At 59.9% G+C, this 24422-nt stretch carries 23 protein-coding genes; 12 read left to right on the top strand and 11 right to left on the bottom strand.

Annotation, left to right across the window (positions count from 1 at the left end; translation table 11 throughout):
• Positions 1–255: 255 nt before the first annotated feature.
• Positions 256–1080, top strand: a complete 825-nt coding sequence (locus BMS17_RS14325) for an NAD(P)-dependent oxidoreductase (RefSeq protein WP_046029879.1) — start codon at positions 256–258, stop codon at positions 1078–1080.
• A 112-nt stretch (positions 1081–1192) separates the two neighbouring features.
• Here the strand turns inward: BMS17_RS14325 and gbcB are convergent, their stop codons facing one another.
• A complete protein-coding gene (gbcB, locus tag BMS17_RS14320; RefSeq protein WP_046029877.1) occupies positions 1193–2293 on the bottom strand; it encodes a glycine-betaine demethylase subunit GbcB in 1101 nt (366 codons plus the stop codon).
• Between the two features lie 282 nt (positions 2294–2575).
• Here gbcB and gbcA point away from each other — a divergent pair, with 282 nt between their 5' ends.
• Positions 2576–3871: a glycine-betaine demethylase subunit GbcA gene (gbcA, locus tag BMS17_RS14310; RefSeq protein WP_046029875.1), complete on the top strand. Its 1296-nt coding sequence runs from the start codon at positions 2576–2578 to the stop codon at positions 3869–3871.
• Between the two features lie 760 nt (positions 3872–4631).
• Here gbcA and BMS17_RS14305 read toward each other — a convergent pair.
• The 8 genes from BMS17_RS14305 to BMS17_RS14270 all read right to left on the bottom strand — a co-directional run bounded on the left by BMS17_RS14305 (position 4632) and on the right by BMS17_RS14270 (position 14422).
• Complete coding sequence (locus BMS17_RS14305) at positions 4632–5819, bottom strand: retropepsin-like aspartic protease (protein WP_077431144.1); 1188 nt, start codon at positions 5817–5819, stop codon at positions 4632–4634.
• 130 nt (positions 5820–5949) lie between these two features.
• Positions 5950–6516: a GNAT family N-acetyltransferase gene (locus tag BMS17_RS14300; RefSeq protein WP_046029871.1), complete on the bottom strand. Its 567-nt coding sequence runs from the start codon at positions 6514–6516 to the stop codon at positions 5950–5952.
• A gap of 20 nt (positions 6517–6536) precedes the next feature.
• Positions 6537–7307 carry an electron transfer flavoprotein subunit beta gene (locus tag BMS17_RS14295; RefSeq protein WP_077431143.1) on the bottom strand — a complete coding sequence of 257 codons (771 nt, stop codon included), beginning with the start codon at positions 7305–7307 and terminating at the stop codon, positions 6537–6539.
• Between the two features lie 15 nt (positions 7308–7322).
• Entirely contained in the window at positions 7323–8543 is a 1221-nt protein-coding gene (locus BMS17_RS14290; protein ID WP_077431142.1) for an electron transfer flavoprotein subunit alpha/FixB family protein, read from the bottom strand.
• Positions 8543–10492, bottom strand: a complete 1950-nt coding sequence (gene dgcB / locus BMS17_RS14285; protein ID WP_077431141.1) for a dimethylglycine demethylation protein DgcB — start codon at positions 10490–10492, stop codon at positions 8543–8545. Before dgcB ends, BMS17_RS14290 begins: the two co-directional genes overlap by 1 nt.
• Before the next feature lie 176 nt (positions 10493–10668).
• The gene (gene dgcA / locus BMS17_RS14280) at positions 10669–12729 is read right to left on the bottom strand and encodes a dimethylglycine demethylation protein DgcA (protein ID WP_046029864.1); all 2061 of its coding nucleotides are present in this window, start codon (positions 12727–12729) and stop codon (positions 10669–10671) included.
• 15 nt (positions 12730–12744) lie between these two features.
• On the bottom strand, positions 12745–13275 hold the full coding sequence (locus BMS17_RS14275; RefSeq protein WP_007947752.1) for a DUF5943 domain-containing protein: 531 nt from the start codon (positions 13273–13275) through the stop codon (positions 12745–12747).
• Between the two features lie 169 nt (positions 13276–13444).
• Positions 13445–14422 carry a dipeptidase gene (locus tag BMS17_RS14270; protein WP_046029863.1) on the bottom strand — a complete coding sequence of 326 codons (978 nt, stop codon included), beginning with the start codon at positions 14420–14422 and terminating at the stop codon, positions 13445–13447.
• A gap of 234 nt (positions 14423–14656) precedes the next feature.
• On the opposite strand from BMS17_RS14270, the gene BMS17_RS14265 reads away from it, so the two are divergent.
• The 4 genes from BMS17_RS14265 (at position 14657) to BMS17_RS14250 (ending at position 16282) form a co-directional block, all read left to right on the top strand.
• On the top strand, positions 14657–15058 hold the full coding sequence (locus BMS17_RS14265; protein ID WP_046029862.1) for a lysozyme inhibitor LprI family protein: 402 nt from the start codon (positions 14657–14659) through the stop codon (positions 15056–15058).
• A 213-nt stretch (positions 15059–15271) separates the two neighbouring features.
• Entirely contained in the window at positions 15272–15526 is a 255-nt protein-coding gene (locus BMS17_RS14260) for a type II toxin-antitoxin system RelE/ParE family toxin (RefSeq protein WP_046029861.1), read from the top strand.
• The gene (locus tag BMS17_RS14255; RefSeq protein WP_046029860.1) at positions 15510–15833 is read left to right on the top strand and encodes a helix-turn-helix domain-containing protein; all 324 of its coding nucleotides are present in this window, start codon (positions 15510–15512) and stop codon (positions 15831–15833) included. The genes BMS17_RS14260 and BMS17_RS14255 overlap by 17 nt, the downstream gene beginning before the upstream one ends.
• Positions 15834–15865: 32 nt before the next feature.
• Complete coding sequence (locus tag BMS17_RS14250; protein WP_046029859.1) at positions 15866–16282, top strand: DUF3010 family protein; 417 nt, start codon at positions 15866–15868, stop codon at positions 16280–16282.
• A 120-nt stretch (positions 16283–16402) separates the two neighbouring features.
• Here the strand turns inward: BMS17_RS14250 and BMS17_RS14245 are convergent, their stop codons facing one another.
• Positions 16403–17347 (bottom strand): GlxA family transcriptional regulator, encoded by a 945-nt coding sequence (locus BMS17_RS14245; RefSeq protein WP_077431140.1) that lies wholly within the window; start codon positions 17345–17347, stop codon positions 16403–16405.
• 208 nt (positions 17348–17555) lie between these two features.
• Here BMS17_RS14245 and choX point away from each other — a divergent pair, with 208 nt between their 5' ends.
• The 6 genes from choX to BMS17_RS14210 all read left to right on the top strand — a co-directional run bounded on the left by choX (position 17556) and on the right by BMS17_RS14210 (position 23043).
• Complete coding sequence (choX, locus tag BMS17_RS14240) at positions 17556–18500, top strand: choline ABC transporter substrate-binding protein (RefSeq protein WP_046029855.1); 945 nt, start codon at positions 17556–17558, stop codon at positions 18498–18500.
• A gap of 88 nt (positions 18501–18588) precedes the next feature.
• Entirely contained in the window at positions 18589–19476 is an 888-nt protein-coding gene (locus BMS17_RS14235; RefSeq protein ID WP_046029853.1) for a 3-keto-5-aminohexanoate cleavage protein, read from the top strand.
• 141 nt (positions 19477–19617) lie between these two features.
• Positions 19618–20583: an L-carnitine dehydrogenase gene (locus BMS17_RS14230; RefSeq protein ID WP_046029851.1), complete on the top strand. Its 966-nt coding sequence runs from the start codon at positions 19618–19620 to the stop codon at positions 20581–20583.
• A gap of 162 nt (positions 20584–20745) precedes the next feature.
• Positions 20746–21222, top strand: coding sequence for a thioesterase family protein (locus tag BMS17_RS14225; RefSeq protein WP_077431139.1), 477 nt, complete (start codon positions 20746–20748; stop codon positions 21220–21222).
• Positions 21223–21236: 14 nt separating this feature from the next.
• Positions 21237–22400 (top strand): gamma-butyrobetaine dioxygenase, encoded by a 1164-nt coding sequence (locus BMS17_RS14220; protein ID WP_077431138.1) that lies wholly within the window; start codon positions 21237–21239, stop codon positions 22398–22400.
• A 379-nt stretch (positions 22401–22779) separates the two neighbouring features.
• The gene (locus tag BMS17_RS14210) at positions 22780–23043 is read left to right on the top strand and encodes a hypothetical protein (RefSeq protein WP_046029845.1); all 264 of its coding nucleotides are present in this window, start codon (positions 22780–22782) and stop codon (positions 23041–23043) included.
• Positions 23044–23172: 129 nt separating this feature from the next.
• On the opposite strand, the gene BMS17_RS14205 is transcribed toward BMS17_RS14210, so the two are convergent.
• Positions 23173–24276 carry a GlxA family transcriptional regulator gene (locus BMS17_RS14205; protein ID WP_046029844.1) on the bottom strand — a complete coding sequence of 368 codons (1104 nt, stop codon included), beginning with the start codon at positions 24274–24276 and terminating at the stop codon, positions 23173–23175.
• Between the last annotated feature and the right edge of the window lie 146 nt (positions 24277–24422).

The following is a 24422-nucleotide window of genomic DNA, read 5'->3' as shown; positions in this document are numbered from 1 at the left end:
CCTGTAGCAGCTGGCGAAGCCTGCGTTCGGCTGCGCAGCAGTCGTAAAACCCTATAGCGCGGTGTGCATGACACACCATGCTGTCTGAATTCACGACTGCTGCGCAGCCGAACGCAGGCTGCGCCAGCTGCTACATAAAAAGCGCTGTCGCCCCCTCCCGATACAAAAGTGCCCGTGATCGTGGCGCAACTCTTGGTCTACATTGTCTGCGAGCCGTTTTGATCCGCTCACATAACAATAATCAGGAGCGTATGCATGTCCCTACAAGGCAAAACCCTGTTCATCACCGGCGCCAGCCGCGGGATTGGTCGTGAGATCGCGCTGCGGGCGGCGCGTGACGGGGCCAATATTGTAATTGCGGCCAAAAGCGCCGAGCCGCACTCCAAATTGCCGGGTACGATTTTCAGTGTGGCGCAGGAAGTCGAAGCGGCCGGGGGCAAGGCGCTGGCCTTGCAGGTGGACGTGCGCGAGGAAGACGCGGTACGCGCAGCACTGGCCCAGGCCAACGAACATTTCGGCAGCATCGATGCGCTGATCAACAATGCGGGCGCCATCAAGTTGACCGGGGTCCAGCACATCGAACTCAAGCGCTTCGACCTGATGCACCAGATCAACACCCGCGCCGTGTTGCTGTGCAGCCAGGCCGCCCTGCCCTATCTGAAAAAAACCGGCGGGCACATTCTCAACCTGTCACCGCCCTTGAATTTGGCGACCAAATGGTTCGCCCAATACAGCCCCTACACCGTGACCAAATACGGCATGAGCATGCTGACGCTGGGCATGAGCGAGGAGTTCAAGAACTACGGCATCAGCGTCAATTCGCTGTGGCCACAGACGATGATCGCCACCGCCGCCATCGAGTTCCAACTTGGCTCACGGGAATCATTCAAGCATGCGCGCACGCCGGCGATCATGGCCGATGCCGCCCATGTAATCCTGAGCAGCGCAAATCGCAGCCTGACCGGGCGGTTGTTGATTGATGAGGAGATATTGCGGGAAAGCGGCGTGACGGAATTTGAACACTACCGCTTCGAGCCTGACAGCAGCGACAAGTTGATGACTGACCTATTCGTCGACTGAAAACCTGTAGGAGCGAGCCTGCTCGCGATGACGGAACCTGGCGCAACTTCAATGTTGGCCAATCCACCGCTATCGCGAGCAGGCTCGCTCCTACAGGGATTTAGGGTGCGAATCAGAACTCGATACGCACGTCGCCCTTCGGCACGCTGCAGCACGACAAAATAAACCCTTCGGCCTCGTCTTCTTCGGTGATCCCGCCGTTGTGGTCCATTTCGACCTCGCCACCCAGTTTCATCACCTTGCACGTCCCGCAAATGCCCATGCCGCAGGCCTTCGGAATCAACAGCCCCAACTTGGCAGCCGCCGCGTGAACGGTTTCCCCCGGCGCAACGCGAATGCTTTTGCCGGACGCGGTGAATTCCACCTGATACAGATCCGCCACGTCGAGTTCCGGTGCGTCGGCCGCCTGCTCGGCGTGTTCCACTGCATCGGCGCGCGCCTCTGGCGGGGTCGCGCCGAAGGACTCTTCGTGATAACGCGACATATCGAAGCCAGCGGCTTCCAGCAAGCGCTTGACCGCACTCATGTACGGCGTCGGGCCGCAGCAGAACACTTCGCGCTCAAGGAAGTCCGGCGCCATCAACTCAAGCATTCGGTGGTTGAGGTAACCGCGATAACCGGCCCAGGGCTCACCCATGCCGTGCTTCTCGCAGATCAGGTGCAGGCTGAAGTTGTCGATCCGCGATGCCATGTGTTCCAGCTCACGGTGGTAAATGATGTCCTTGGGCGAGCGGGCGCTGTGGATAAACACCATGTCGACGTTGCCGTTGGTGTCATAGAACCAGCGCGCCATGGACATGACCGGCGTGATGCCGACGCCACCGCTGAGGTAGAGCACCTTCGGCGCGGTGAAGTCCATGGCGTTGAACAGCCCGACCGGCCCGTGCACTGCCAGCTCCTGACCTTCATGCAGGGTATCGTGCAGCCAGTTCGAGACCTTGCCGCCCGGCACACGCTTGATCGTCACCGAAAAGCTGTAAGGCACCGATGGCGAGCTGGAAATGGTGTAGGAGCGCATGATCGGCACGCCTTCGATTTCCAGCTCCAGGGTGACGAACTGCCCCGGTTTAAAGAAGAACATGATCGGCTGATCGGCCATGAAGCAGAAAGTGCGCACATCCCAGGTTTCCTGGATGACTTTGACGCAACGGACGATGTGTCGACCATTGGCCCAGGTCTGGGTCGTTACCGGATTCAGGAAGCTGTTGGACATGCTGTTCTCCACCGCCGATGCTCGGCCTTATGTTGGCGATTCTGCGTAACGCGCCGATCACCCATTTACCTATCTGCGACATTCACATACTTATCGCGACCAGCCTGCATCTACCGGGGGTTGCGCGTCGGGAACAGATTGGGCCATGTCGCCCATGGATAAGGTTCTGCCCAGCGCCGGCCCCACACTCGCCCCATACCAAGACACAACCATTACACCTTGCGTAGCAAACCTGATTAGCCACTTTCGCCGGCCACACAGAATGGCCTTGAGGATTAAACGATGGACGTCACCACTACCCTGAGCCTGGGCGATCCACTGGAACCCGCACGCAAGGCCACCGCGCAGATGCTGCAAGAACGCGAGCGCACTTTCTCGCTGCCGCAGCCGTTTTACTCTGACGAGCGGCTGTTTGATATCGACATGCAGGAAATCTTCCAGAAAGAGTGGTTGATCGCCGGCATGACCTGCGAGATCCCGACCAAGGGCAACTACCTGACCCTGCAAATCGGCAAAAACCCGATCATCGTGATTCGCGGCGCCGAAGGCGTTGTGCACGCGTTTCACAACGTCTGCCGCCACCGTGGTTCACGCCTGTGCACCAGCGAAAAAGGCAAGGTCGCCAAACTGGTTTGCCACTACCACCAGTGGACCTACGAGCTCGACGGTCGCCTGCTGTTCGCCGGCACCGAGATGGGCGCCGACTTCGACATGAAGCAGTACGGCCTCAAGCCGGTGAACGTGAAGACTGCGGGTGGCTACATCTTCATCAGCCTGTCGGAGAACCCGCCAGCCATCGATGACTTCCTGTCGACGCTGAACCATTACATGGAACCGTACGACATGGAGAACACCAAGGTGGCGATTACCACCACCTTGATGGAAAAGGCCAACTGGAAACTGGTGCTGGAAAACAACCGTGAGTGCTACCACTGCAACGCGTCGCACCCGGAATTGCTGAAAACCCTGTTGGAATGGGACGACGTCACCGACCCACGTGCCGATCAGGCATTCAAGGACCACGTCGCGGCCTCCGCCGCTGCCTGGGAAGCCGAGAAGATCCCTTACGCCCACGCCAGCTTCGGCCTGCGTAACCGCATCGTGCGCATGCCACTGCTCAAGGGCACCGTGTCGATGACCATGGACGGTAAACAGGGCTGCGCCAAACTCATGGGCCGTATCAAGAACCCGGACCTGGGCTCGATGCGCATCTTGCACCTGCCGCACTCGTGGAACCACTGCATGGGCGACCACATCATCGTCTTCACGGTGTGGCCGATCAGCGCTCAGGAAACCATGGTCACCACCAAGTGGATCGTGCACAAGGATGCCGTTGAAGGCGTGGACTATGACGTGGAGCGCATGCGCCAGGTCTGGGACGCCACCAACGACCAGGACCGTCGCCTGGCCGAAGAGAACCAGCGCGGCATCAACTCCACCGCTTACCAGCCAGGGCCTTACTCCAAGACGTATGAGTTTGGCGTGGTGAACTTTGTGGACTGGTACAGCGAACGCCTGCTGAACAACCTGGGGGCAGAGCCTGCGCCGTACCTCAAAGGCGTTCCTGTACAAGGCTGACAGCGCTAAAAGCATCGTCGGAACGCCGCCCGGAGCCGGCTCACTCCTACAGGGGAATGTAGGAGTGAGCCGGCTCGCGATGGCACCCTCCCCAACAACACATCCTCCCCCGATATCCCCCCGATTCAGAACTGTACGAAATATGATCTATTCCGTTCAGCACTATGCCCCGCGTGCCTTCCAGCCTTCAGCAAACAAGTTATCCACACCTCCACCCACAGCTATTGGGGACAAGTGTGGTTTTACAGAAAACTTTCTCCACAGAAACTGAAGAAAATCCGTGACTTATCCAGAAGCAGGGTTTTGAACGGCAACTGGTTGTTTTTTGATCTAAAGCTTGTAGGTCACGTTTTACGTGGCTTACAGAGGATGGCAAACACCTTATCCACAGAAGCGCCAACAGACTTTGGGGGCAACTTCTGTCGTTCTGTGGAAAACCGCTGAAAACCTTGATAAATCGCGGTTTTCGGGCTGTTTACCGATCAGAATCGATGAATTGTTCGTTTTTTGAACAATCGTATGCAGGCACCGGTTTATAAGGCCTGTAGAGGTTAGCGAACATCTTATCCACAGAAGCGCCAACAGAGATTGGGGGCAAGTATTGGAGCACGCATAACTTTATCCACCGTAAAAAGCCCATAAAAACCGGCACTTAGCCTGGTTGTTTTTTGTACGGAGGCTTGCAGGGCTTGATTTGTGTGGGGTGTAGCGAGGGACGAACACGTTATCCACAGAATCGCCAACAGGGATTGTGGGTAAATCAGATTTTATTCAGACACGAGCGACCGGATTCGGGGTCAAGGTCCATCTCGTAGTCATTGAATGCCCGCCAGCCGAGCAAAATCGAAGGCACGTACTGCCCGTTCAACAACGACGGAGGAATGGTGAAGCCTGGGTAGTATTTGTACTGGATGACCCTGGTGTGGCCGGACAAATCCAATTCGCCCCTGAAGGTCTGATGGCGCGAGTTTTCGGCGACGTTGACAGGAGACTCCCCGGGCCAGGCCGACGTCAGGTAATCAACATTGCCAGTATCGACAATCGCCAGTGTCGCCCGGCGATCCAGGTGTGCGGCAATGGTCAGTCGTTGATTGATGTCCATGCGCCCATAGGTCACCGGCGCATCGCATCGCGCGGGAGGTGCAGCGTTAAGCTCCAGGTTCTTTCTGCTGAGCTTCAAGCGCCCCAACTTGCCGATCAGATCCAGCCCCAGCAAGTTATCCCGGTCGCTGACAAACACCAGGACATTCCTGAATTCGCTCCCGCCGATCGTCAAGGACTCGAAAATACCCAGCTTGGCTGACAGGTCATGTTCGCCATAAAAGGTGCTGTAGCCGTATTGGGAGTCGGTCAGCAAGGTGATGCCCATGCGCTTCGCGGTTTCGCTGTTGACCCGGGTTTGTGGCGCACCGGTGTCCACTATGAAACGCGACGAGACGCCGTTGGCCGCCTTGACGTCGATGTAGGGCAGCACTTCATCCGTGACGTAACCCTCGCTGGGGCGTGGATAAAGCGTCACGACCTCGTGTCGCCGGCTCCTGGTCACCGAAAAGTCGCCGACCGCGCGCAGGGCCGCGATGGATCGAGGGCCAAACATGGAAAAAAGAACGTTGAGCTCGGGATCATTCGCGATGGCCCGGGCATGGCGGTGCTTGATCGCCAGGTAGTAATCAGGCAGTTGATTGGCGACTTTGGCCTCGAACATTCGGGCGTAAACGGACACTGAACAACTGAGATTGCTCTCGGCATCCACAACCTTGGCACACTGCTGCCGCATCTGTGCCAGGGACGCTTTTTGCCCTTGCGGCGACGCCATCCACTGATAAAAATCCAGATCGGCTGCATGACGTGGCTCGACAGCCGCGGGCTTGGCCGCCGCCATCAAACCCGCAGGCACGCACATCACCGCACAGAGCAACCAGGTCGCACGACGCTGCAACGCCTTCATAGTCAACCCACTCAAAAACGGGTTTCATGATTAAGCGCTGAACGTCTAAAAGCTCCGTAGACCGTGCCGCACCCTTAGACAGCGCACAGCAAAACTGTAGCTCACCGAGCGGTACGGCGAGTGGTCGCCCTTACGGCCGATACATCAGGTAAGCCTCACCCGTGACCCGAATCATCGGGTGGGGCGTGATTTGACAGGTGTCGACGATACGAAAGCCGTGTCGCTCGTAAAACCGGCGGGCGCCGGTGTTCGCAGCGTAGTCGATCAGGCTCAGGCCATTGAGCCCCAACTGATTGGCCCGGTCGTAGGCGTAAGCGAGGAACTGCTTGCCCAGGCCCTGGTTGCGCCACCCCTCGTGCAGCGCCAGGCTGGAGATGTACAGGGTGTCAGGGATTTCCATCGTGGCGTAGGGCGCCAACACCGGGTCAGTCACCGGAGCCGCCAGCGGATCATGGCGCATCACATAGCAGTGCATCATGCCGACGACTTCCCCGTTCGCTTCGGCGATCAGGCAATTCTGATAGGAAAAGTCCACATCGTCGCGGGCATAGCGGATGGCACCAACGTCCAGCAGGTCCTGGCCGGGCTCTGCTATCTGGCTCCAGATGTAATCCGAAGCCCCTTCCGACGAAATCTGGAACAACCGCGCAATCTCCCGCGCATCGCCGCGCCGGGCCAAACGAAACTCAACAGCCATTAACTTCCCCCAACGGACCGCTAGCGGACCACACCTTCTTCAATCAGCAATTTGAGAATGGCTTCAGCCCCCGCTTGCGCCGTAACACCCTTGAGCACTTGCCCACCGCCACCGCTGGCCTTGGCCGTCGCCGCCTTCATGCGATCGGCACCGCTCTTGGCCTTGATCACCTTCAAGCGCTTGGGCCGTGGCTTGGCCGGTTGCAGGGTGGCGACCGCCAGCAAATCATCGTCGACGACTTCCACGTCATCGGCGTGCAACACGCCCCGCCGCGCCGGGCCGTAGGCACTCTGCCGAGGTTTCGGTGCAGCGTTATCCACCGTGGCGAGAAACGGCAGGCGCACTTTCAATCGACGGCGCTGGCCACGGGGCAAAGCCTGAAGCACCAACGCAGAACTGCCATCGATGGACTCCACTTGAGCCAAACCGACCACCAATGGCCAGCCGAGGCTTTCCGCCAACAAAAACGGCAACATGCCCGAGCCTTCACCGGTTTCGGCCTGACTGCCGGTCAGCACGACTTGTGCCCCCGCATCGCGCAAATAGGCGGTCAACGCTGGCAGTGCATCGGCACCTGAAGGCTGCTCAAGCACATGCAATTGTTCCAGCCCCATGCCCAGGTAGGCGCGCAGTGCAGGTTCAGCGACATCGCCGGCATGCAGCACTTGCAGGTTATCCCCAGCCAGTTGCAAGCCCAGCTCCACCGCCCGCGCATCCTGCTCCGCGCGACGTGGCCGGCCGGAGGTCGGGTGGGCGCCGATGGACACCAGGCTGATGATTTTCGTGCTCATAACCCTTTCCTTCCCTTAAGCCGCATCGCGCTTGGCGTCGTTGCGGTAAGCCGCTACCGCGTCAATCAAGGCTTGAAGAATCTCGGCGCTCTCGCCGATCACCGACAGGTCGGCCCGTTTGATCATGTCGCAGCCAGGATCGAGGTTGATTGCCACCACCTTGTCGCAGGCACCGATGCCTTGCAGGTGCTGGATCGCCCCGGAAATCCCCACAGCCACGTAAACCCGCGCGGTCACCCAGGTGCCGGATGCGCCAACCTGACGGTCACGGGCCATGAAGCCATCGTCCACCGCCACACGGGAAGCGCCTTCGGTAGCGCCCAACGCCTCGGCCGTCCTGTGGAAAAGTCCCCAGTCCTTGACCCCATTGCCGCCAGAGAAGATGAACTCGGCTTCGGCCATCGGAATCGCCGCAGGGTCCACCGCCACCGCGCCCAGATCTTCGATGCGCGAGAGGCTGCGCGCCACGGCTGTGGATAACTCCACCGCCAAGGCTTCGTGACGGGTTTCACTGACCGGTTCGGCACATTCGGCCGCCGCCAGAATCAACCGCGCAACCGGGCGTGCAAGGTCTTGCAAACCAGCACCGGCGCGGCCGATGCATTCCTGATCCTTGACCTGCCAGACCCGCGTGGCCGGGCGTTCGCCCAGTGCGGCGGCAAAGCGTCGACCCAGTTCACCACCGCCGCTGCGGCTGTCCGGCAACAGCCAATGACGCGGGCTGAACTGGTTATCCACAGCCCGCAAGCCCTGGACCCGTTGTTCCGGTGCATAACCGCTGAATTCGTCACCTTCCAGCACCAGCAAGCGATCGACGCCCGCGGTGGCAAACGTCGTCTCTTTGTGTTCGCCGAAGACCACGGCCAGTACCGCGCCGTCCTTGCCGGCCAACTGATGCGCCAGCCCCAGCAAGTCGCGGTCGTGGCTGCTCAAGCGGCCGCCGACCATGTCCGGCACCACGCTGATGTAGAACGCAGGTGCTGGTACCTGATGTAGCGGCAGTTGCACTTCAACGGCGGCAGAGCGTTTGCTCGCCCCGCCCTGTTGAGCGCCGCTGCGGTCAATGCGTTTGATGCCGTTGGGACCGATAAAACCGATGCCATGAGGATTCTTACGGATGACACCGTTCGGCCCCATCCAGCTGTGTTGCGCCGGTTGCATGGCCGCGTGCAGCGGGTGCAAACGGTTACGGGCGATCCATTCGGCGCGTGGGTCGCGGCGGATAATGTCGCTCATCAGTGGGCCTCCGCAGGTTCACGTTGGGCCGGTTTGGTCGGCTTGCTCGGGGCCGCGTCTTCGAGCAACGCGTCCGCCACCAGTTCGGCGATGTCCTTGATCAGCGGCCGGGGTTCGACCACGCCTTCGAGCATCGCAGTGCATTGTGGACAACCCACGGCCACCAGTTCGGCGCCGGTTTCGCGGATGTCTTCCATGCGCATGTCGGGAATACGTTGCTTGCCCGGAATGTCAGTGATCGGTGCACCGCCACCACCGCCGCAGCAGCGCGAGCGGAAACCGGAACGTTGCATCTCTTTCACTTCGATCCCGAGGGCGCGCAGTACTTCACGTGGTGCCTCGTATTCACCGTTGTAGCGACCGAGGTAGCACGGGTCGTGATAGGTCACGCTGTTGCCTTTGTGCTGACCCAGATTCAACGCGCCAGCGCCGATGATTTCTGCCATGTAGGTGCTGTGGTGCTGCACGAGGTAGTTGCCGTCGAAGGCGCCGTACTCGTTTTTCAGCACGTGGAAGCTGTGCGGGTCGCAGGTGACGATGCGGTTGAAGCTGTATTTGGCCAGGGTCTGGATGTTACGTTTGGCCAACAGCTGGAAGGTCGCTTCGTCGCCCAGGCGTCGGGCTACGTCACCGCTGTCACGCTCTTCGAGGCCCAGCACCGCGAAGTCGACCTTGGCCGCTTTCAGCACTTTGACGAAGGCGCGCAAGGTGCGCTGGTTGCGCATGTCGAAGGCACCGTCGCCGACCCAGAACAGCACGTCGACGGATTTCTTCTCGCTCATCAGCGTGAGGTTCAGGTCCGCCGCCCAGTTCATCCGCCCGCCCGGCGCGAAGCCGCCCGGGTTGTCGGTGGCGATCAGGTTTTCCAGGACTTCGGCGCCCTTGTTTGGCGTGGCGCCTTTTTCCAGGGTCAGATGGCGGCGCATGTCGACGATGGCATCGACGTGCTCGATCATCATCGGGCACTCCTCGACGCAGGCGCGGCACGTGGTGCATGACCACAGGGTTTCAGCGTCCACCAGACCGTTGACGATCGGTTGATGCGGGTTGCCTGCGTGTTCACCGATGGCTTTGCCTGGATACGGGCTACCGGCGAACTTGGCATCGGTGCCACCGGCCAGACCGACCACCATGTCCTGAATCAGTTTTTTCGGGTTCAGCGGCTGGCCGGCGGCGTAAGCCGGGCACGCGGCTTCGCATTTACCGCACTGCACGCAGGCGTCGAAGCCGAGCAGTTGGTTCCAGGTGAAATCCTTGGGTTTTTCCACGCCCAGCGGCGCGGTCGGGTCGTTCAGGTCCAGCGGTTTCAAACCGGTGGAACGGCCGCCATTAAAACGCTCGGCGCGACGGTGCCAGGCCAGGTGCAGCGCACCAGCGAAGGCGTGCTTCATCGGCCCGCCCCAGGTCATGCCGAAGAACAGTTCCGAAACGCCCCACAACACGCCGGCGCCAAGGATCGCAGCGACCAGCCAACCACCGAAGTTTTCCGGAAGGATGCCGGCGACCGGCAGGGTCAACAGGAAGAACGATGCCGAGAACGCCAACAGGCTTTTCGGCAGGCGCATCCACGGGCCTTTGGACAAACGGGCCGGAGGGTTGCGCCGACGCAGGTAGACGAAGATCGCACCGACGAACATCACAGCCGTCATCAGTAACAGCGCATAACCAAGGATGCGGTTATGCAGGCCAAAACCATGTACCAGAATCGCCAGCACAATGGACGCCACTGCACCACCGGCCGTGGCGACGTGGGTGTTGGCGATGTATTTGTCCCGCGCGACCACATGGTGCAAATCGACCATGTAGCGCTTGGGCATGGCGAACAGGCCGCCGATCAGGTCAACTTTCGAAGCCCGGCCCCGACGCCACATGGCCACCCGCCGCAACGCGCCGAGGACAGCAAGGCCCAGGGCTGCGAACAACAGGATTGGAAGAAGGGTGTTCAACATGGTGGAGCTCCCAAAGACCGCAGGGTCTTGCAGGCCAAACTACCTGGATGCCTTGCCCGATTCCCTGTAGGAGCAGAGCTTGCTCGCGATGGCGGTATTTCTACCGCCAAAGATGCATCGGAAACTCCGACGCTATCGCGGGCAAGCCTTGCTCCTACAGGGTTATCCACAAGCTCTTAGAAATCCTTGCACAACCGCAGCGCGTCATAGATCGCCGCGTGGGTGTTGCGCTGGGCCACGCAGTCGCCGATGCGGAACAGCAAATAGCCGTCGCCCGCCTGGCCCAGCGAAGGTTGCGGCTTGATCGCGAACAAGGCTTCGATGTCCATCTGGCCTTTGTTGCGCGAGCCTTCCTTCAGGGCGTAGTAGATTTCTTCGTCCGGACGCACGCCGTTTTCGACAACAACCTGGTCCACCACCCGCTCCTCTTTGGCGCCGGTGTATTCGTTTTCCAGCACCGCCACCAGCTTGTCGCCTTCGCGGTAGACCTTCTCCAGCATCATGTCGCCGGTCATGATCACTTCTTTCGGGTACATGCTGCGGTAGTAAGTCGGGAACGACGTACCGCCAATGGCCACACCCGGCTTGATATCGTCGGTGACGATCTCGACCTGGCTGCCCTTGTCGGCGAGGAAGTCGGCCGTCGACATCCCGGTGAACTCGCAAATGGTGTCGTAGACCAGCACGTTCTTGCCCGGTGCAACCTTGCCGTCAAGGATGTCCCAACTGCTGACCACCAGACCTTCAGCCGCGCCCCAGTGCTCGTTTTGCTCCAGGAATGGATGGCCGCCGACGGCGAGTACCACCACATCCGGACGCAGGTCGAGAATGGTTGCCGCATCGGCCGCCACGCCCAGGCGCAGGTCAACTTTCAACCTCGCTAACTCAAGCTGGAACCAGCGGGTGATACCGGCGATCTGGTCCCGTTGCGGGGCTTTCGAAGCGGTGGTGATCTGCCCGCCGATGAATTCTTTCTTCTCGAACAGGGTCACGTCGTGGCCACGTTCGGCCGACACACGCGCGGCTTCCATCCCGGCAGGGCCGGCGCCGACCACCACAACCTTGCGCTTCACACCGGTCGATTTCTCGATGATGTGCGGCACGCCCATGTATTCACGGGAGGTCGCGGCGTTCTGGATGCACAACACATCCAGGCCTTGATACTGACGGTCGATGCAGTAGTTGGCGCCGACGCATTGCTTGATCTGGTCGACCTGGCCCATCTTGATCTTGGCGATCAGGTGCGGGTCCGCAATGTGGGCGCGGGTCATGCCGACCATGTCAACGTAGCCGCCTTCCAGAATACGGGTCGCCTGGTTCGGGTCCTTGATGTTCTGCGCGTGCAGGACCGGGGCCTTGACCACTTCCTTGATCCCGGCCGCCAGGTGCAGGAATGGCTCCGGTGGATAACTCATGTTGGGGATAACGTTGGCCAGGGTGTTGTGGGTGTCGCAACCCGAACCCACCACGCCGATGAAGTCGATCATGCCGGTGTCGTCGTAGTACTTGGCGATCTGCTTCATGTCCTCGTGGGACAAGCCATCCGGGTGGAATTCATCACCGCACAGACGGATGCCGACGCAGAAATCCGGGCCGACTTCAGCCCGCACAGCCTTGATCACTTCCAGACCGAAACGCATGCGGTTCTCGAAGCTGCCGCCCCATTCGTCGGTACGTTTGTTGACCCGCGGGCTCCAGAACTGGTCGATCATGTGCTGATGCACGGCGGACAGCTCGACGCCGTCCAGGCCACCGGCCTTGGCACGCGCGGCGGCGCTGGCGTAGTTGCCGATCACCCGCCAGATTTCTTCCGGTTCGATGGTTTTGCAGGTCGCACGGTGCACCGGCTCGCGGATGCCCGACGGCGACAGCAGGGTTGGCCAATGCTCGCCATCCCAGCGGGAACGGCGGCCCATGTGAGTAATCTGGATCATGATCTTGGCGCCATGCTTGTGCATGGCATCGGCCAGGTTCTGGAAGTGCGGGATGATCCGGTCGTCGGCCAGGTTGACCGACTTCCACCAGCCTTGCGGGCTGTCGATGGCCACACTGGAGGAACCGCCGCAAATCGCCAGGCCGATCCCGCCCTTGGCTTTCTCTTCGTAATACTTGACGTACCGGTCGGTGGTCATGCCGCCGTCGGTGGCATAGACCTCGGCATGCGCGGTGCTGAGCACGCGGTTACGGATGGTCAGTTTGCCGATCTGGATCGGCTGAAACATTGCTTCGAAAGCCATGGCGGGTTCCTCGACTTACAACGGCTTGACGGTGAACAAACCGTCGTCGTGGCCTTCTTCGGAGCCACCGTAGACTTGCTCGGCAACCGTGCGAATCTTGCTGCCACGGGCCTGCAGAATCTGATCCATGGCACCGGCAAACCAACCGGTGAACATGTAGTCGACCTTGCGCCCGACCTTGCCGTAGACGTAGACGAACGCCGAGTGTTCGAGCTTGACGCTGGCGGTGCCTTTGTCGAGGTCGATGTCCTGGATCTTGAACAGGCCCCAGCCGCGTTGCGACAGGCGTTTCATGTAGTGTTCGAACACCGCGACGCCTTCCAGGCCGTGGCATTCAGCTTCTTTTTCACACCAGTGCCAGGCGGACTTGTAGCCGGCCTTGTAGAGGATTTCGGCGTAGGCTTCGGCGCCCAGCACTTCCTCGATGCCCATGTGGTTGTTGACGAAGAAATGGCGCGGTACGTACAGCATTGGCAGGGCGTCGGAGGTCCAGACACCGGTTTCGCTGTCGACTTCGATTGGCAATTGCGGGGCGATTTTAGCCATGGGTAAAGCTCCAGAATTCAATGTGTTGAGGCGATAGCTAGCCGTAGCAGCTGTCGAGCCTGCGAGGCTGCGTTGGGCTGCGAAGCGGCCCCCGAGGGCGGTCCTTCGGACCGCAACGCAGCCTCGTGCCTCGGCAGCTGCTACAAAGATCGTTGTTTAAAAAGTGGCGTTATTCGCCCCAGACGTCCTTGAGGACGTTCACCCAGTTCTCGCCCATGATCTTGCGCACCACGCGCTCGGAGTGGCCGCGCTTGAGCAGGGTTTCGGTCAGGTTCGGGAACTCGCCCACGGTGCGGATGCCCAGCGGGTTGATGATCTTGCCGAAGCTGGTCAGGCGGCGGGCGTAGCCCTTGTCATGGGTCAGGTATTCGAAGAACTCCTGGCCATGGCCCTGGGTGAAATCGGTGCCGATGCCGATGGCGTCTTCGCCAACGATGTTCATGGTGTATTCGATGGCTTCGGCGTAATCGTCGATGGTCGAATCGATGCCCTTGGCCAGGAACGGCGCGAACATGGTCACGCCAACGAAACCGCCGTGATCGGCGATGAACTTCAGTTCTTCATCGGACTTGTTGCGCGGGTGGATTTTCAGGCCCGACGGCAGGCAGTGCGAGTAGCACACTGGCTTTTTCGATTCGAGGATGACTTCTTCCGACGTCTTGGAGCCGACGTGGGACAGGTCGCACATGACGCCGACGCGGTTCATCTCGGCGACGATTTCACGACCGAAACCCGACAGGCCGCCATCGCGCTCGTAGCAGCCGGTGCCCACCAGGTTCTGGGTGTTGTAGCACATCTGCACAATACCGACGCCGAGCTGCTTGAACACTTCGACATAGCCGATCTGGTCTTCAAACGCGTGAGCATTCTGGAAGCCGAACAGGATGCCGGTCTTGCCTTGCTCCTTGGCTTTACGGATGTCGGCAGTGGTGCGGACCGGGATCACCAGGTCGCTGTTCTCGCGAATCAGCTTCTGGCTGGCGGCGATGTTGTTGACGGTCGCCTGGAAGCCCTCCCACACCGACACGGTGCAGTTGGCCGCGGTCAGACCGCCCTTGCGCATGTCTTCGAACAGTTCACGGTTCCACTTGGCAATAATCAGCCCGTCGATAACGATGCTGTCGGCGTGCAATTCGGCTGGGCTCATCAGGCTGTCCCCTATTAGCGATTCACGCGCCGAATCGTGTGCCGGCGCTTTGGGGCCAGCATATGCCTCGGTGCCTCGGTAGCCGGGTGCAAAAACGACAGAGGGTTTGCCGAAAGCGTCAATCCGCGACAAAGGGTCGCCGCACGGCACGATTGCCCACCTGTTCAAGGGCCTTCGCATGGGCCAGAATTCGCGGCATTACTGAATGCACTACTGGATTGGGGCGGCGGCGCAATGAAATCGATCATCCTGGCTTTGGCACTGATAGCAACCGGCGTACACGCCGCTGAAGAGTCCGACGACAATCCCTGCGACAAAGTCGAAAACGACATCCAGACCCTGGAATGCTCTGCCTTCAGCAGAACCACCGCCGAAGACCTGCTCAAAGAAAACTACCAAGGCCTGACCGAGCGTATGCAAACGGCCTACGGCAAGAACCCGGCACAACTGTCCGACATCAACGCCAAGCTCAAGGCCGCTCAACAACAATGGCTGAAGACCCGAGATGCGGATTGCGCGGTTGAGGCGTTTCCGGCAACCAGCGGTAGCAAGGCGTTCACCATTGCGCAAAATGATTGCGTGGCGCGGATGAGTGACGAGCGGTCGGAGTTTCTGGAGTCGATTGGGCAGGAGTAAAGCCGATCGACTATCGGAAGCTGACACTCACGCCAGCTTACTGTTCTGACAAACCGCCCTTTCCTACAGGCTGTGCTCACCACACCTACAACACCCTTTTAGCTTGATAAACGAACGCATCAGGCAGGCAACATGCCGACATGGTTCGTTTATTGGCGCCCTGAAAAATATAAGTAAAGATTCGCAAATCTTATAAAAGACTTATATTCTCCCATGAACAGCATTCACTGGACTCGAAAGGCCGTTAAGCAGCTTCTGAAATTGCATTCCGCTCACCAGATCCAGGTTCGTGATGCCGTCACGGTGCTAACCGGCATGCCTGATACAGGTAATGTCAAAGCACTGGTCGGTCATGACTATGCCTATCGACTTCGAGTGGGTAACTATCGAGTCATGTTCGACTGGGATGGCGCAATCAAAGTGGTCAGTATTCAAGAGGTCAAAAAACGTGATGAACGCACCTACTGACGTTCAAATCATCAATGATGCAGAGGGAAACCCTGCTTTCGTGGTCATTCCCTACGCGCAATATGTGGCGCAAAAGATTGAGCCCGATCTGATTCCCCATGAAGTGGTCAGCCGTATCGTCGATGGCGCGACGCCGATTCGCGCATGGCGTGAACATCTGAACCTTACTCAGGATGAAGTGGCCAAACGCATGGGTATCTCCCAACCGGCCTTTGCGCAGCAGGAAACTGTCGCCAAACCCCGCAAGGCTACCCGCGAAAAAATCGCCGCAGCTTTCGGTATCAACGCCGATCAGCTTGAGCTGTAAGCTGCACGCCATCAGCCACTCAAGGAATTCAAATGAACATCTGCGGCATCGAAATCAAAGGCAGCGAAGCGATCATCGCCGTGGCCTCCCTCGACGGTTCGACCCTGAGCCATGTTGCCCTCAATACCAAGAAAATCGCCCTTGAGGATGACGACGAAGCCGCCAACGTCAAAGTGTTTGCGGCACAGGTCGCCTCGTTCGTGCGCGAGAATTCGATTGACCGGATCGCGATCAAGAAGCGCAGCAAGAAAGGTGAGTTCGCCGGTGGGCCGACCACGTTCAAGATCGAGGGCGTTTTCCAGCTGCTGGAGAATTGCGAGGTGACGTTGTTGTCGCCACAGACGATTAATGCGCAGAACAAGAAATTCGACTTCGAACTGCCGGCCACGCTGAACAAGTATCAGCATGAAGCGTTTAAAGCGGCCTGCTCGGCATTGATGAAGAAGTAACGCCCTCCACCGATCGTTCCCACGCTCTGCGTGGTAATGCATCCCGTGACGCTCTGCGTCACATCTCGAAGCGGACGCAGAGCGTCCATGGCGGCGTTCCCACGCAGAGCGTGGGAACGATCATGCCTTGGCGGTACGCCGGTCTTCCCGTGGGCACCGCGCAAACTTCGCCCGATAGCTGCGGGTGAAATACGACGGCGATTCAAACCCGCACGCGATACTCACTTCCAACACGCTCATGTCGGTCTGACGCAGCAACTGCCGAGCCTTCTCCAGCCGCAGCCGCAAGTAAAAATTACTCGGGGTGTCGTTCAGGTGCAGGCGAAACAAGCGCTCGAGCTGACGCCGCGTCACTTTGATCGAGTCCGCCAGTTCCAGTGTGCTCAGCGGCGGCTCGCTGTGCTGCTCCATCTCGCCGATAACGTGAACAAGCTTCTTGTTTCGGATGCCATAGCGCGTGGCGACTTCCATGCGCTGGTGGTCTTTGCGTGGGCGGATGCGGCCGAGCACGAATTGTTCGCTGACCTGGATCGCCAGTTCCGGGCCGTGGGCCTGGGCGATGAGGTCGAGCATCAGGTCGATGGAGGCGGTGCCGCCCGCCGAGGTGATGCGCCGGCGGTCGATCTCGAACAGTTCCTGAGTCACGCTGAGCTGTGGATAAGATTCCTTGAACGCGTCGATGGCTTCCCAGTGTAGGGTCAGGCGATGGCCTTCGAGCAGGCCGGCCTCGGCGAGAATGAAGCTGCCGGTGTCGATGGCGCCAAGGGTCACGCCTTCAATGTCCAGGCGTCGCAGCCAGTGCTCCAGCGCCGGGGTGGCGAATTTCAGCGGCTCGAAGCCGGCGACCACCAAGAGCGTCGCACCTTTCTTCAGCGGCTCCAACGCCGCATCGGCGTTGACCGACATGCCGTTGCTGGCCAAAACCGCACCGCCGTCAGCGCTCAGCACGTGCCAGCGGTACAGCTCGCCACGGAAGCGATTGGCAACCCGCAGCGGCTCGACGGCCGAGATAAATCCAATCGCCGAGAAACCCGGCATCAACAAGAAGTAGAAATCCTGGGACATGGAGCGCACTCGATTGGCATGTAGCGAGAGGGCGGGCAGCGTGTTGACGTTGATACGCCACTTGCCGGCGGCATTCAAGAGGACAGGTCGCTGCAGTGCAAGAGCTGGTCGCCGTAGTGCGCTTTCACGGGCGTGTTGCTGCGTAACTTGGCATCACCGGCGCATCAGACACCGGAACTCACAATAACGAACTGCCGAGGAACCTGAGATGAAACGACTGATCAGCAGCTGTGTTCTTGCACTCAGCGGTACCGCACTCCTGAGCGCCAGCGTCATGGCCGCCGAACCCGCCTCGTGCCAGAACGTGCGCATGGGCGTAGTGAACTGGACTGATGTCATTGCCACCAGCGCCATGACCCAGGTGCTACTCGATGGCCTCGGCTACAACACCAAACAAACCAGCGCGTCCCAGCAGATTATCTTCGCCGGGATCCGCGATCAGCGCCTGGACCTGTTCCTCGGTTACTGGAACCCGCTGATGACCCAGACCATCACCCCGTTCGTCGATGGCAACCAGGTCAAAGTGCTGCAAGCTCCAAGCCTGAAAGACGCCCGCGCAACCCTCGCCGTACCGACCTACCTCGCCGACAAGGGCCTGAAAACCTTCGCCGACATCGCCAAGTTCGAAAAAGAACTGGGCGGCAAGATCTACGGCATCGAGCCTGGCTCGGGCGCCAACACCCAGATCAAGGCGATGATCGCCAAGAACCAGTTTGGCCTCGGCAAGTTCCAGCTGGTCGAGTCCAGCGAAGCCGGCATGCTCGCGGCGGTGGATCGCGCCGTGCGCCGCAACGAGGCCGTGGTGTTCTTCGGCTGGGCGCCGCACCCGATGAACGTCAACGTGAAGATGACCTACCTCACTGGAAGTGACGACGCCCTGGGCCCGAACGAAGGCATGGCCACGGTCTGGACCGTCACCGCGCCCAAGTACGCCGAACAATGCCCGAACATCGGGCGCCTGCTGAGCAACCTCACCTACTCCGCCGAAGACGAGAGCCGGATGATGCAGCCGCTGCTCGATCACAAAGACGCCTTTGAATCGGCCAAGCAATGGCTGAAAGATCACCCGCAAGACAAACAACGCTGGCTCGAAGGCGTAACTACCTTCGATGGCAAACCGGCGGCTGAAAACCTGCAACTGACCAGCAAGTAAACCCTGGATCCAAACCACCGATTCGCAGCCCGACCGGGCTGCGAGCGGGACCACCACGTCTGAAATCTTGCCTGTAAGGAACCGTCTCATGAACCACGACGTCATCATCACCTGCGCACTCACCGGTGCTGGCGACACGACCAGCAAAAGCCCACACGTGCCGGTCACTCCGAAACAAATCGCCGCAGCCGCCGTGGAAGCCGCCAAGGCCGGCGCCACCGTGGTTCACTGCCATGTGCGCAACCCCGAGACCGGCAAGTTCAGCCGCGACGTGGCGCTGTACCGCGAGGTGATGGAGCGCATCCGCGAGGCCGATGTCGACATCATCGTCAACCTCACCGCCGGCATGGGCGGCGACCTGGAAATCGGCGCTGGCGAGAACCCGATGGAGTTCGGCCCGAACACTGACCTGGTCGGCCCGCTGACCCGCCTGGCGCATGTTGAAGAGCTGCTGCCGGAAATTTGTACCCTCGATTGCGGCACCCTGAATTTCGGCGACGGCGACACCATTTACGTCTCTACTCCGGCGCAACTGCGCGCTGGCGCCAAACGCATTCAAGAGCTGGGCGTTAAAGCCGAGCTGGAAATTTTCGACACCGGTCACCTGTGGTTCGCCAAGCAACTGATCAAGGAAGGCCTGCTCGACGACCCGCTGTTCCAGCTGTGCCTGGGCATCCCGTGGGGCGCACCGGCTGACACCACCACCATGAAAGCCATGGTCGACAACCTGCCAGCCAATGCGGTGTGGGCCGGCTTCGGTATCGGTCGCATGCAGATGCCGATGGCGGCGCAAGCGGTGCTGCTGGGTGGCAACGTGCGGGTCGGCCTGGAAGACAACATCTGGCTGGACAAGGGTGTGCTGGCGACCAACGGCCAACTGGTCGAACGCGCTGGCGAAATCCTCAGCCGCCTCGGCGCCCGCGTGCTGACCCCGGCGGAAGGCCGCAAGAAGATGGGCCTGACCAAGCGCGGCTGACCCACCTCTAGATACATCACCTGTGGGAGCGGGCTTGCCCGCGATGAGGCCGGTACATCCGCCTCATGTTCTGAAAATGGAACACCGACATCGCGGGCAAGCCCGCTCCCACAGAGTCCTCAATATTTTCAGGAAGTCACCATGACCTTCATCACCGAAATCAAAACCTTCGCAGCCCTGGGCAGCGGTGTCATCGGCAGCGGCTGGGTATCGCGCGCCCTCGCCCACGGCCTTGACGTCGTGGCCTGGGACCCGGCACCGGGCGCCGAAGCGGCCTTGCGCAAACGCGTCGCCAATGCCTGGGGCGCACTGGAAAAACAAGGGTTGGCGCCCGGCGCTTCTCAGGATCGCCTGCGCTTTGTCGCAACGATTGAAGAGTGCGTGCGCGATGCGGATTTCATCCAGGAAAGCGCCCCGGAACGCCTGGAATTGAAACTGGAACTGCACAGCAAAATCAGCGCGGCGGCCAAGCCCAATGCCTTGATCGGCTCCAGCACCTCGGGCCTGTTGCCGAGCGAATTCTACGAAAGTGCAACACACCCGGAACGCTGCGTGGTCGGCCACCCGTTCAACCCGGTTTACCTGCTGCCATTGGTGGAAGTGGTCGGCGGCAAAAACACCGCGCCTGAAGCCGTGCAAGCGGCGATGAAAGTCTATGAATCCCTGGGAATGCGCCCACTGCATGTGCGCAAGGAAGTGCCGGGGTTCATCGCCGACCGTTTGCTCGAAGCGCTGTGGCGCGAGGCGCTGCACCTGGTCAACGACGGCGTGGCGACCACCGGTGAGATCGACGACGCGATTCGTTTTGGCGCGGGTCTGCGCTGGTCGTTCATGGGCACTTTCCTGACGTATACCCTGGCCGGCGGCGATGCCGGGATGCGCCACTTCATGGCGCAATTCGGCCCGGCGTTGCAGTTGCCTTGGACGTACCTGCCTGCGCCGGAACTGACCGACAAATTGATCGATGACGTGGTCGATGGCACTAGCGATCAGTTGGGCAAACACAGCATTTCGGCGCTGGAGCGCTATCGTGATGATTGCCTGCTGGCGGTGCTTGAGGCGGTGAAGACCACCAAAGAGAAGCATGGGATGGCCTTCAGCGAGTAACCCCCGCTGAAGAGGCCAGCAGTTCCGGCCTCATCGCGGGCAAGCCCGCTCCCACAGGAATCTCGGGGTGAATCAGATCTGCTTCACACCAATAATCACTGTGGGAGCGGGCTTGCCCGCGAAGGCGGCAGTCCAGTCACCACTTATGTTGGAACCAAAACAATGCCTGCCTTGACCACCTACCAAACCCGCATCATCCCCGACTGGGTCGATTACAACGGCCATCTGCGCGATGCCTTCTACCTGCTGATTTTCAGCTACGCCACCGATGCACTGATGGACCGCCTGGGGCTCGACAGCAACAGCCGCGACGCCAGCGGTCACTCGCTGTTCACCCTGGAACTGCACCTTAAGTACCTGCACGAAGTGAAGCTCGACGCCGATGTCGAGGTGCATACGCAAATCATTGGCCACGACAGCAAACGCCTGCACCTCTATCACAGCCTTCATCTCGTGGGCGATGACAAGGAACTGGCCGGTAACGAGCAGATGCTGCTTCACGTCGACCTTGCCGGGCCGCGATCCGCACCGTTCAGCGAACTGTCGCTGAGCAAGCTGCAAGCCATCGTCGCCGAGCAGGCCGAATTGCCCACCCCCGAATACATTGGCCGAGTGATCGCATTACCCCCAAAAAAATAACAAGGAGATCGCCATTGAACACCGCCACTGCTTTTGCCGACTTCCGTACTTATCCGTTGATCAGCGCGCTGGCTGGCGTGCAGGCCGTGGCGGATCGTGTACTGGTGAAGTGGGCCGATGAACGCGTCAGCCCCTTTCATCACCAATGGTTGCGGGACAACTGCCCGTGCCCGCAATGCGTCTACACCGTGACCCGTGAGCAAGTGCTGGAGATCGTTGATGTCGCCGAAAACCTGATGCCCAGCGGGGCGAACATCGACGCCCAAGGTTGCCTGTGCGTCGATTGGCAGGACGGCCACGTCAGCCGCTTCGACCCTGGCTGGTTGCGCGCCCACGCCTATGACGATGAGTCCCGCGCCGAGCGTCAGGCCGGCAAACCCAAAGCCAGGCTTTGGCACCACGATTTGCAGTTACCGGTGTTCGAGTATCAGGCGTTGATGAACGACAACGACGCCCTGCTGCAATGGCTGCTGGCGGTGCGCGACATCGGTTTGACTCAAGTTCGTGGCGTACCCACCGAGCCGGGCTCATTGAAGCCAATTGCCCAGCGCATATCGTTCATCCGCGAAAGCAATTTCGGCGTGTTGTTCAATGTGCAATCCAAGGCCGATGCCGACAGCAACGCCTACACCGCTTTCAACCTGCCATTGCACAGCGATCTGCCGACACGGGAGCTGCAACCGGGGCTGCAATTTCTGCATTGCCTGGTCAATGACGCCGACGGTGGCGAGAGTATTTTCGTCGACGGTTTCGCCATCGCCGAGGCCTTGCGCCAGGAGGATCCTGAAGCGTTCCAGAGCCTGTGTGAAATCCCCGTGGAATTTCGCAACAAGGACCGTCACAGCGACTATCGCTGCCTGGCGCCGATCATCGCGCTGAATGCGCTCGGGCACGTATCGGAAATCCGCATGGCGAACTTTTTGCGCGGGCCGTTCGATGCGTCGGTGGAGCAAATGCCCAAGCTGTATCGCGCTTATCGCCGCTTTATTGCGATGACCCGCGAACCCCGGTTCAGGCTGATGCAAAGGCTCAATCCCGGTGAGCTGTGGTGTTTTGACAATCGCCGCACCCTCCACGCCCGCAACGCGTTCGACCCTGCCACCGGGGCGCGGCATTTCCAGGGTTGTTATGTCGACCGGGATGAATTGCTGTCGCGCATTCTGGTGTTGCAACGTTAGACCGCGTCATCGTTCATCGCGGGCAAGCCTTGCTCCTACAGGATATGGGTTCAAGCCCGCCCTTGCAGGAGCAAGGCTTGCCCGCGATGGTGCCAGTACAAACACCGCGCAAATCCCTGATTCACAGGCAAAAAAAACCCCGATCAAGCCGTGACAAGATCGGAGCTGAGGAGGGTACTGTTGAGGAGCCGTTGCGCGAGGGTGACCAAACCTTCGTGAAGCGAGCTGGGTCCAGTGTGCCCACTCCCGAGTCGGGCAAGTTAGCCGAAAACGACCTGTTCATAGGTATTGCGGCCATTGCGACAAATCGCCCTTGCCGCCACTTCATCCCCCTACGAGAATCGAGCCAAGACACCGTTCCCTGAAGAAGGATTGCGTCATGATGCACGCCGATTTGATTGACCAGGAAGATCTGTTGGGCCAGCTGAAGTCATTGGGTTTTCAAGTCCCGAGCGGCTCTACAGCCGAACAGGCTTGCGAGTGTGCGGTACGAGGTTTGAACAATGAGCGGGCGAATACGCTACGCACCATGGTCAAGCAGATGTACACCAGCAGCGCGACCATCCTGCCGGCCGTGCGCCAGGCGATCGACAAGCAACTGCTGCCAGCCTTGGCGGAGTATCAGCAGAACCATCGAACCTGACAGGACGCCATCGCGGGCAAGCCCAGCTCCCACAAAGTTTGTGTCGTTCACGAAATGGCGATCCAACACATGACCTGTGGGAGCCGGCGGTGCGACGATTCGACTTGCCCGCGATGAAGGCGCCTCGGTTTAGAGCCTCACACTGGCAAACGTCGACTCGTTACGCGCCTGACTCAGCGCCGACAACGGGCCGGACAACGGCGACAACACCAGAGCTTGCGGCAGCGGCATCATCGCCACCTGTTGCGTGGTGTTGGAACCGACGCGCTCGTCACGTGGTGGAATGCCGAAGTATTCGCGGTAGCACTTGGAGAAGTGCGGCGTGGAAACAAAGCCACACACCGACGCCACTTCGATGATCGACATCGGCGTTTGCTTGAGCAACTGCCGGGCACGGATCAGGCGCAGTTTCAGGTAGTAGCGCGATGGCGAGCAGTGCAGGTATTTCTGGAACAACCGCTCCAGCTGACGACGCGAAACGGCGACATACACCGCCAGTTCGTCGAGGTCGATCGGCTCTTCGAGGTTGGCTTCCATCAGTGCAACGATTTCCTGCAACTTCGGCTGGTTGGTCCCGAGCATGTGCTTGAGCGGCACGCGCTGGTGATCCTGCTCGTTGCGGATGCGTTCATAGACAAACATTTCCGAGATCGCGGCGGACAGTTCACGCCCGTGATCGCGGCTGATCAGGTGCAGCATCATGTCCAGTGGCGCGGTGCCGCCGGAGCTGGTGAAACGGTTACGGTCCAGGGTGAACAAGCGCGTGCTCATGGCCACACGCGGGAACGCTTCCTGCATCGAAGCCAGGCATTCCCAGTGCACGCTGCAATCAAAACCGTCCAGCAGGCCGGCGCACGCCAGGGCCCAACTGCCGGTGCAGACGGCGCCAAGACGACGCGACTGACGCGCCTGGCTTTGCAGCCATGACACGTGCTCTCGGGTGACAGTGCGTTGGATACCGATACCGCCGCAAACGATGATGGTGTCCAGGGCGGGCGCTTTGTGCATGGAGCAGTCGGGGGTGATCTGCAAGCCGTCACTGGCCCAGACCTGGCCGCCGTCAACGGTGATTGTGGTCCAGCGATACAGCTCGCGACCGGACAATTGGTTGGCCATGCGCAGGGGTTCTACGGCAGAGGCCAGAGAAATCAGCGTGAAATTGTCCAGCAGCAAAAAGCCGATGGATTGAGGCGCACGGTTCTGGGGTTGGGCCCCGGAGTTGAACGTCGTCATCGCGGTATCTCCTCACACAAAGCGGGTGATGGCCTCAGGCGGAGGCTCTTTTTATTGCCATCGTTCTCGCGTGGGAGACGGGCTTTGTAATGACAGAGCAATTGCCATGCCTATTTTTGAATGTGCGTTCAATAACTCCTGAAAAC

Origin of the sequence: Pseudomonas sp. C9 (assembly GCF_002000165.1) — a bacterium.
Classification (GTDB): domain Bacteria; phylum Pseudomonadota; class Gammaproteobacteria; order Pseudomonadales; family Pseudomonadaceae; genus Aquipseudomonas.
Note: the sequence above shows the minus strand (reverse complement) of the source record. Positions and strands in the feature narration are given on the sequence as shown.

What these genes read in the sequence shown, in the direction of transcription:
- choX (WP_046029855.1), top strand. Translation starts at nt 17,556, where the DNA reads ATGAAACGACTGATCAGCAGCTGTGTTCTTGCACTCAGCGGTACCGCA.
- dgcA (WP_046029864.1), bottom strand. Translation starts at nt 12,729, where the DNA reads ATGGCTTTCGAAGCAATGTTTCAGCCGATCCAGATCGGCAAACTGACC.
- BMS17_RS14295 (WP_077431143.1), bottom strand. Translation starts at nt 7,307, where the DNA reads ATGAGCACGAAAATCATCAGCCTGGTGTCCATCGGCGCCCACCCGACC.
- BMS17_RS14210 (WP_046029845.1), top strand. Translation starts at nt 22,780, where the DNA reads ATGATGCACGCCGATTTGATTGACCAGGAAGATCTGTTGGGCCAGCTG.
- BMS17_RS14305 (WP_077431144.1), bottom strand. Translation starts at nt 5,819, where the DNA reads ATGAAGGCGTTGCAGCGTCGTGCGACCTGGTTGCTCTGTGCGGTGATG.
- BMS17_RS14260 (WP_046029861.1), top strand. Translation starts at nt 15,272, where the DNA reads ATGAACAGCATTCACTGGACTCGAAAGGCCGTTAAGCAGCTTCTGAAA.
- dgcB (WP_077431141.1), bottom strand. Translation starts at nt 10,492, where the DNA reads ATGTTGAACACCCTTCTTCCAATCCTGTTGTTCGCAGCCCTGGGCCTT.
- BMS17_RS14255 (WP_046029860.1), top strand. Translation starts at nt 15,510, where the DNA reads ATGAACGCACCTACTGACGTTCAAATCATCAATGATGCAGAGGGAAAC.
- BMS17_RS14235 (WP_046029853.1), top strand. Translation starts at nt 18,589, where the DNA reads ATGAACCACGACGTCATCATCACCTGCGCACTCACCGGTGCTGGCGAC.
- BMS17_RS14225 (WP_077431139.1), top strand. Translation starts at nt 20,746, where the DNA reads ATGCCTGCCTTGACCACCTACCAAACCCGCATCATCCCCGACTGGGTC.
- BMS17_RS14205 (WP_046029844.1), bottom strand. Translation starts at nt 24,276, where the DNA reads ATGACGACGTTCAACTCCGGGGCCCAACCCCAGAACCGTGCGCCTCAA.
- BMS17_RS14300 (WP_046029871.1), bottom strand. Translation starts at nt 6,516, where the DNA reads ATGGCTGTTGAGTTTCGTTTGGCCCGGCGCGGCGATGCGCGGGAGATT.
- gbcB (WP_046029877.1), bottom strand. Translation starts at nt 2,293, where the DNA reads ATGTCCAACAGCTTCCTGAATCCGGTAACGACCCAGACCTGGGCCAAT.
- BMS17_RS14325 (WP_046029879.1), top strand. Translation starts at nt 256, where the DNA reads ATGTCCCTACAAGGCAAAACCCTGTTCATCACCGGCGCCAGCCGCGGG.
- BMS17_RS14290 (WP_077431142.1), bottom strand. Translation starts at nt 8,543, where the DNA reads ATGAGCGACATTATCCGCCGCGACCCACGCGCCGAATGGATCGCCCGT.
- BMS17_RS14250 (WP_046029859.1), top strand. Translation starts at nt 15,866, where the DNA reads ATGAACATCTGCGGCATCGAAATCAAAGGCAGCGAAGCGATCATCGCC.
- BMS17_RS14245 (WP_077431140.1), bottom strand. Translation starts at nt 17,347, where the DNA reads ATGTCCCAGGATTTCTACTTCTTGTTGATGCCGGGTTTCTCGGCGATT.
- gbcA (WP_046029875.1), top strand. Translation starts at nt 2,576, where the DNA reads ATGGACGTCACCACTACCCTGAGCCTGGGCGATCCACTGGAACCCGCA.
- BMS17_RS14270 (WP_046029863.1), bottom strand. Translation starts at nt 14,422, where the DNA reads ATGAGCCCAGCCGAATTGCACGCCGACAGCATCGTTATCGACGGGCTG.
- BMS17_RS14275 (WP_007947752.1), bottom strand. Translation starts at nt 13,275, where the DNA reads ATGGCTAAAATCGCCCCGCAATTGCCAATCGAAGTCGACAGCGAAACC.
- BMS17_RS14230 (WP_046029851.1), top strand. Translation starts at nt 19,618, where the DNA reads ATGACCTTCATCACCGAAATCAAAACCTTCGCAGCCCTGGGCAGCGGT.
- BMS17_RS14265 (WP_046029862.1), top strand. Translation starts at nt 14,657, where the DNA reads ATGAAATCGATCATCCTGGCTTTGGCACTGATAGCAACCGGCGTACAC.